The organism is Nostoc sp. ChiSLP03a, from assembly GCF_034531215.2.
Lineage (GTDB): Bacteria > Cyanobacteriota > Cyanobacteriia > Cyanobacteriales > Nostocaceae > Nostoc.
This window is the reverse complement of the sequence record NZ_JAVRBQ020000086.1, coordinates 1-7,664: the sequence shown is the minus strand read 5'-3', so window position 1 is coordinate 7,664 and position 7,664 is coordinate 1. Positions and strand designations below refer to the sequence as shown.

Here is a 7,664-nt window from a genome sequence, read left to right as displayed (position 1 = left end):
TTGGCGAGAGACGCTCACCCAACAGTTGCGATCGTAGATGAATATTGTGCAGAGTATAAAGACCTGTTTAAAGAAGTAAGAAATTATGAGTGCTTCAAATATTTACATCTGGGGATAATGTCACCAATCAAAAGAAAATCGGGCGTTGCATAATAAAGGGATGAATTGAGGGTATCTACTGTGCAATGTCCATACTGCGGATCTACAAAAATTCGTAAGAACGGAAAGCGAAGAGGTAAACAAAATCACATTTGCATATCATGCGATCGCCAATTTATTGATTTGTACGATCCACCAAAAAGATATTCTGAGGAATTGAAACAAGAATGCTTAAAAATGTACCTTAACGGTATGGGTTTTCGCGGGATTGAACGAGTGAAAGGAATACATCATACTACTATTATTTATTGGGTCAAACAATTGGGAGAGAAACTTCCGGACGTACCGAAAGAAGATGTAATTCCAGAAGTTGGAGAACTTGATGAATTAGAGACATTTGTTGGTTCAAAAAAAACAAAATTTGGTTATGGACAGCAGTAAATCACTTTACTCAAGGTATTTTAGCCTGGGTTTTGGGAGACCATAGTGCCGAAACTTTTGAGCCATTGTGGAAAATTGCTAAACAATGGAAAAGCTATTTTTATGTGACAGATGGCTTATTGTTTACCCAAGCTTTATTCCAGATGGAGACCAAATTGTCAGTAAAACATATATGACACGAGTTGAAAATGAAAACACTAGGCTTAGACATTATTTGGCACGCCTTCACCGAAAAACTTTATGCTATTCCAAGACAGAAGAAATGCTGAGATACTCGGTTAAATTATTACTTCATCATTTGAAGTATCAAACTGTACCTACATAAATCGATTCATCCCTTCATTCAGCAACGCCAAATCTTTGTATACTCCGTCGCCGACTTTCAAATTTTATCGGTTGTGGAAATACTGTTGCTAGTTTCTCAATTGTCACAGTTTTATGAAATTGCAATAGCATTAGTAAGATTTCTAGCATCTTGTACTGTGCGGGTGTCAGTACATTTTGAAAGCAGTTTTGGTAGAATTTAGATAACATTATCATTTGATAGGTCTTGTTGAGAATACCTGACCTATCTTTTTTTACCCCAAAACGGTCACGCTCCTCTATTTTCTTGGCTTCAGCCGCTTTGTCACCCCTTCATATCTTTGATTTCAACTTGGTATAAATTTCTGGCATTGCGAATTGGGAAAAGTAGCGAATTGTTATGAGGGACTATTTTGCGTCTTTGCTCTCGGTGTAAACGCCCACTGTCGTCGATCCCATGAATTACTGATAGGGAGAATCGTACTCCTTTTTCACTCTCCACCTCCCTGAATAATTTGAGTTAATTCATTGCAGCTATAATTTGCTTCTGACCAAAAAGTATTGGTTTTCCCGAAAACAACCATCAATTCCTCTCGATAGCGTTATACAACATCAAGTTGATGGGAATACTAATGTCAGTAAGGAAAAAAAAATTCTGTCATAAGGTATGTAGAGATGGCGACTGTGAACTATATCCCCATCATTCCAGGATATCAAATTAACTCTCAACTGTATGCTGGCTCTAGAACCAACGTGTATCGAGCTATCCGCCAATTAGACCAACTTCCAGTCGTTATTAAACTTTTGACCTTAGAGTATCCCAGTTTTAACGAATTACTACAATTTCGCCATCAGTATACAATCAGTAAAAATCTCAACATTGCTGGAATTATTCATCCCTTATCGCTGGAAACCTATAGCAATAGCTATATTTTGGTGATGGCAGATATTGGAGAAATTTCTTTAAGAGAATACATTAAAAACTCAAGCTTATCCTTAATAGAAGTTTTAAATATTGCTATTCAACTAGTCCGTATTATCCACGATTTACACGAAAGTCGCATTATTCATAAAGATATTAAACCAGCAAATATTCTGATTTATCCCCATACAAGACAAATTCAACTCATTGACTTTAGTATTGCTTCATTATTACCTAAAGAAACCCAAGAAATTAAAAATCCAAATGTTTTAGAAGGAACTATCGCCTATATTTCCCCAGAACAAACAGGCAGAATGAACCGTGGTATCGACTACCGCAGCGATTATTATTCTCTGGGTGTAACATTCTATGAAATATTAACTGGAAAGTTACCATTTAATTGTGATGACCCGATGGAATTGGTACATTGTCATCTGGCAAAAATGCCATCGCAGCTAGAAGCCAGAAGCAAAGAAATACCAAAGGTTTTATGGAATATTGTCATGAAGTTAATGGCAAAAAACGCCGAAGATAGATATCAAAGTGCCTTGGGATTAAAGCATGATTTAGAACTTTGTTTAGCCCAAATCCAAGATACAGGAAAAATTAGAGATTTTGAAATCGGTCAGTGGGATGTCTGCGCTCGCTTCCTCATCCCGGAAAAGTTATATGGCAGAAAAGCAGAAGTAGCTAGCTTATTACAAGCATTTGAGCGTGTGGCTCACGGCACATCAGAAATCATGCTAGTAGCGGGATTTTCGGGGATTGGGAAAACTGCTGTCGTGAATGAAGTCCACAAACCAATTACCCGTCAGCGGGGTTATTTTATCAAAGGTAAGTTTGACCAATTCAATCGTAATATTCCCTTATCCGCCTTTGTGCAAGCTTTACGCGACTTAATGGCGCAATTGTTGTCAGAATCAGATACACAATTGGTACACTGGCGCAATCAAATTCGTCAAGTTCTTGGAGAGAACGGGCAAGTTTTGATTGAAGTAATTCCAGAATTAGAACAGGTAATTGGTAAACAACCACTTGCACCAGAACTATCGGGAACGGCGGTACAAAATCGGTTTAATTTACTCTTTCAAAAGTTTATTGCTGTCTTCACCACAAGGGAACATCCACTGGTAATGTTTCTGGATGATTTACAGTGGGCAGATTTAGCTTCGCTACAGTTAATTAAACTGCTGATGAAAAATCAAAAATATCTTCTTTTATTAGGTGCTTATCGAGATAATGAAGTGTCAGCCGCACATCCATTTATGTTAAAGGTGGAAGAACTCAAGAAGGCTGGCAAGACTGTTAATACTATTACTCTTGCCCCCCTTGAGTTGAGTGATACCAATCAGTTAGTGGCTAATACTTTACATTGTACGACACAGATATCGCTGCCTCTAACAGAATTAATCAATCGCAAAACTAAAGGCAATCCTTTTTTTATCACGCAGTTTCTCAAGGCTTTATACGAAGATAAACAAATTAAATTTAATCACCAGCAAGGTTATTGGGAATGCGATTTTGCTCAAGTCAATGTGCTATCTGTGACTGATGATGTGGTAGAATTTATGGCTACTCAGTTACAGAAATTACCCCAGCAAACGCAAAATGTCCTGAAGTTAGCTGCTTGTATTGGTAACTCTTTTGATTTAACGACTTTGGCAATTGTTTCACAACAGTTGCCACAGCAGGTGGCAGATGCTTTGTGGAAGGCTTTACAAGAAGGATTGATTTTACCGCAAAGTCAAGTTTATAAGTTTTATCTTAGCCATGAGCAAGAAGTTAATACTAACAATATCAAAAATGTTGCTTATCGCTTTCTGCACGATCGCGTCCAACAAGCTGCTTATTGTTTAATTCCCGAAGACCAAAAACAAGCTACTCATTTGGCGATCGGTCAATTATTGCACGCTAACACGCCTACAACTCAACTAGACACATATATATTTGAAATTGTCAATCACTTTAATATAGGCATTGATTTGATAACTCAGCCTGACAAAAAATTGGAGTTAGCACAACTGAATTTGCTGGCGGGGCGCAAAGCCAAAGTAGCGATCGCCTATAATCTTGCTGTCAAATATTGTACCCAAGGTATTGACTTACTGCCCTTCGATGCCTGGACGGAACATTACAAACTAACCCTGAATCTGCATAATGAACGTTTAGAAGCTGCCTGCCTAAATACAGACTTTAACAAGCTGGCAGGATGGGGTGATATTATATTGCAATCTGCTACTTCTTTGCTTGATACTATCAAAGTCTATGAAACCCGAATGACGGCATTTCGGTCTCAAGGTCAATTTGCCAAGGTAGTTGAAACTGGGTTGCAAGTGTTGAAATTACTAGGCGTGGAATTTCCCGAACAGCCAACTATGGCAGATATTAGCGCAGCAACTCAACAGACAAGGCAACTATGGATGGGGCGCGCACCCCTAAGTTTGTTGGATTTGGCTGCAATGAACGATCCGCATCAACTTGCAGCCATGCAAATAATGACTACATTAGTGTCCTCTGCGTACATTGGTAAACCGACACTGTTACCATTACTTACATCGAAGCAAGTGGAGATGGCTATCCAGTTTGGCAATTCATCTATTGCTATCTTTTCTTATGCAGACTACGGAGTGACTCTTTGTGGTTTGATTGGAGATATTGATGCTGGGTATGAGTTTGGACAGCTTTCATTAAAGTTACTAGAACAACACCAGATTAACGCTTTTAAAAGCAGAGCTTACTTTATTGTCAACAGCTTTATTCGGCATTGGAAAGAACCATTAAATCACAGTATCCCATCTTTGTTAGAGGCTTATCAGAGTGGCTTAGAAACCGGAGATTGGGTATGCATGGCGTTGAACTTAGTGTCATATAGTCAGTGTAGCTATTGGAGTGGTAGAGAATTAAATGATTTGGCTGAAGAAATGGAGACTTATCGGCAAGTCATCAGCCAAGGCAAACAAGAAGCAACGTTAAAATATCAAGAGTGTTACCAGCAAGCGATTCTCAATTTATTAGGACAAGCGGAAATTCCCTATTGTTTAGAGGGCAAAGTCTTCAATGCCGCCCAAATTTTGCCCAGCTTACAAGCTGCTAGCAATCGCACGGGGTTATTTTATCTTCATCTCAATCAAGCTGTTCTCTGTTATTTGTTCGGAGAATACGAAGCAGCCTCACAACAAGCAGCCTTAGCAGAACAGTATAGTAATGCTGTAACTGGCTACTTCGTCGTAGCTGTCAGAGTTTTTTATGATGCTTTAATTCATCTAGCACGCTACACCGATGTTAATGCCCAAGAACAATCAGCCATTTTAGAGCGAATCAATGCCCATCAAAAAAAACTACAAACTTGGGCTACTTATGCTCCATTCAATCATCAACATCGTTGGCAACTTGTAGCAGCAGAACGCTATCAAGTGCTTGGTCAATTTACTGAGGCGATGGAACATTACGATTTAGCTATTGCCCAAGCCAAAACACATGGTTATCTGCAAGATGAAGCACTCAGCAATGAACTGGCCGCTAAATTTTATCTAAGTTGGGGCAAACAGAAGGTGGCAGCAGGCTATATGCAGGAGGCGTACTACTGTTATGCTCGTTGGGGCGCAAAGGCCAAAACCGAGGATTTGGAAAACCGCTATCCCGATTTAGTACGCGTTATTCTCCAGCAGAGAGTACAATCACTGCAAATGCTGGAAACGATATCGAGCAGCGTTAGTCGCCCGCTCTCGGTTCATAATTCCACTCATTTGGGTCGTTCTTCTAGCACTGACATTAGTAGCTTTGATTTTGCTGCTATCCTCAAAGCCTCTCAAGCCATTTCCGGCACGATTCAACTGGACGAACTACTGCACAGATTAACACAAATTATTCTGCAACATTCTGGGGGCGAACGTTGTGCTTTAATCCTACCTAATACTCAAGGAAAATGGTTGGTAAGAGCCATTGCTACACCCGAAAACACAGAACTTTGTGCCGAACCTTTAGAGGGCAACCCTAACTTACCAATTAAGTTGATCCAGTACGTCAAAAACACCGAAGAAATTGTGATGATTGACGAACTCAAAACCAATTTACCTGTAATTGATGAGTATTTAAGTCAACGACAACCAAAAAGTTTGTTGTGCTTGCCAATTCTCAATCAAGGACGCTTAATTGGAATTTTGTATTTAAAGAATCGTTCTACTAGTAGTGTGTTTACAAGCGATCGTATCCTCATTCTCAACTTTCTTTGTACCCAAGCGGCCATTTCTCTAGAAAATGCCCGTCTTTATCAAGATGGACAAATTTATACTCAACAGTTAGAACAATCTCTAGAAAAATTACGGCTCAGTGAAGCCCGCTTTCAGAAACTAGCAGATAATATTCCTGGCATGATTTATCAGATCCGAATTAAAGCCGATGGTTCAGCTTCTGTACCCTACGTCAGTTCTGGGTGTCAAACTCTTTACGAAGTCCCAGCAGAAGATTTCCTGTCAGGGAAATGTAGCCTGCGTGATTTTGAACATCCCGACGATGGAGCAGAAGCATTTCGGGCAGTTGTTGAGTCAGCACAAAATCTTACCCCATTTCAGCATGAGTGGCGCATTGTTACACCCAATGGGAATATCAAATGGGTAAAAGCTGCTTCTCAGCCAGAACGCGGCGAGGATGGTGAAATGGTATGGGATGGAATTCTAATTGATATTAGCGATCGCAAACTTGGTGAAGCTGCTGTTAAGCACAAATCTCAAGAACTGGAAAATGCTCTGCAAGAACTGCAACAAGCCCAATTACAAATGATACAACATGAAAAAATGTCTGCACTAGGTAACTTAGTTGCTGGAGTAGCTCACGAAATGAACAATCCCCTCGGCTTTATTTCGACTAGTCTCCAACAAGCTAAACCTATCTTGGCTGATATCACTGAACACCTAAAATTATATCAAAAAGCTCTACCGAATCCGGAAGTAGAAATTCTCGACCATGCTGAAGAAATTGACTTAGACTATAGCTTAGAAGATATGCCAAACATGGTTGATGCAATGCTTATCGCTTCTGAGCGATTAAAAAATATCAGCACCAGCTTAAGAACTTTCTCCCGGGGCGATAAAGATTATAAAGTGCCATTTAACATCAATGAAGGCATTGATAGTACAATTTTAATTCTCAAACATCGCCTGAAAGCGAATGAGCAACGTCCAGAAATTATAGTTGTAACTGAATACGATAATTTACAGCCAATTGAGTGTTTTCCTGGACAATTAAATCAGGTGTTTATGAATATTTTAGCTAATGCTATTGATGCTTTAGATGAGTCAAGTAGAGGTCAGAGTTTTGAGCATTTTAAGCTAAATCCACATATAATTAGAGTGAAAGCTATCATTGAAAATCATATTTTAAAAATATCAATTGCTGATAATGGTACAGGAATAAACGAAGATGTAAAAGCACGCATATTTGACCATTTATTTACTACAAAAGGAGTGGGAAAAGGCACAGGACTAGGACTAGCGATCGCACAACAAATTGTGGAAGAAATACATGGGGGTAGAATTGAAGTTAATTCTGTTTTAGGAAAAGGAACAGAATTTGTAATTTATATTCCCATTACTGAGAAGCTATTTATAAAAGAAATCTAAAAGAGATCCTTTAGATCAAAAAAGCAGCGATAAGATACTGTTTGTGCAGTATATAGGAATCATATTTGATTTCTGAAAAAAACTGCGGGATAATACGGAGAGAAATAACTGTTTAATAACGAACAATGATAAACCAGCATCTAGAACACCGATTCAGTAATCACGATGAAGTAACAGACTGCTCAGTAGTGTGAGTAAAAACTTTGGCAAGGACATGAAGATTGTGAACAACGGCGGTACGGCGAAGGTCAAAGAGATTTTTGCGAGAACCAACATAACGA

At 39.1% G+C, this 7,664-nt stretch carries 1 protein-coding gene and 2 pseudogenes; all 3 read left to right on the top strand.

Annotation, left to right across the window (positions count from 1 at the left end; translation table 11 throughout):
* Positions 1-141, top strand: a pseudogene (locus RMY32_RS14095) (IS701 family transposase); the annotation flags it as partial.
* A 39-nt stretch (positions 142-180) separates the two neighbouring features.
* A pseudogene (locus RMY32_RS14090) lies at positions 181-865 on the top strand (IS1 family transposase).
* A 653-nt stretch (positions 866-1,518) separates the two neighbouring features.
* Entirely contained in the window at positions 1,519-7,383 is a 5,865-nt protein-coding gene (locus tag RMY32_RS14085) for an AAA family ATPase (RefSeq protein ID WP_322710697.1), read from the top strand.
* Positions 7,384-7,664 lie beyond the last annotated feature (281 nt).

Bases quoted from the DNA above. Each gene is read 5' to 3' on its own strand.
- RMY32_RS14085 (WP_322710697.1), top strand. From the start codon at position 1,519: ATGGCGACTGTGAACTATATCCCCATCATTCCAGGATATCAAATTAAC.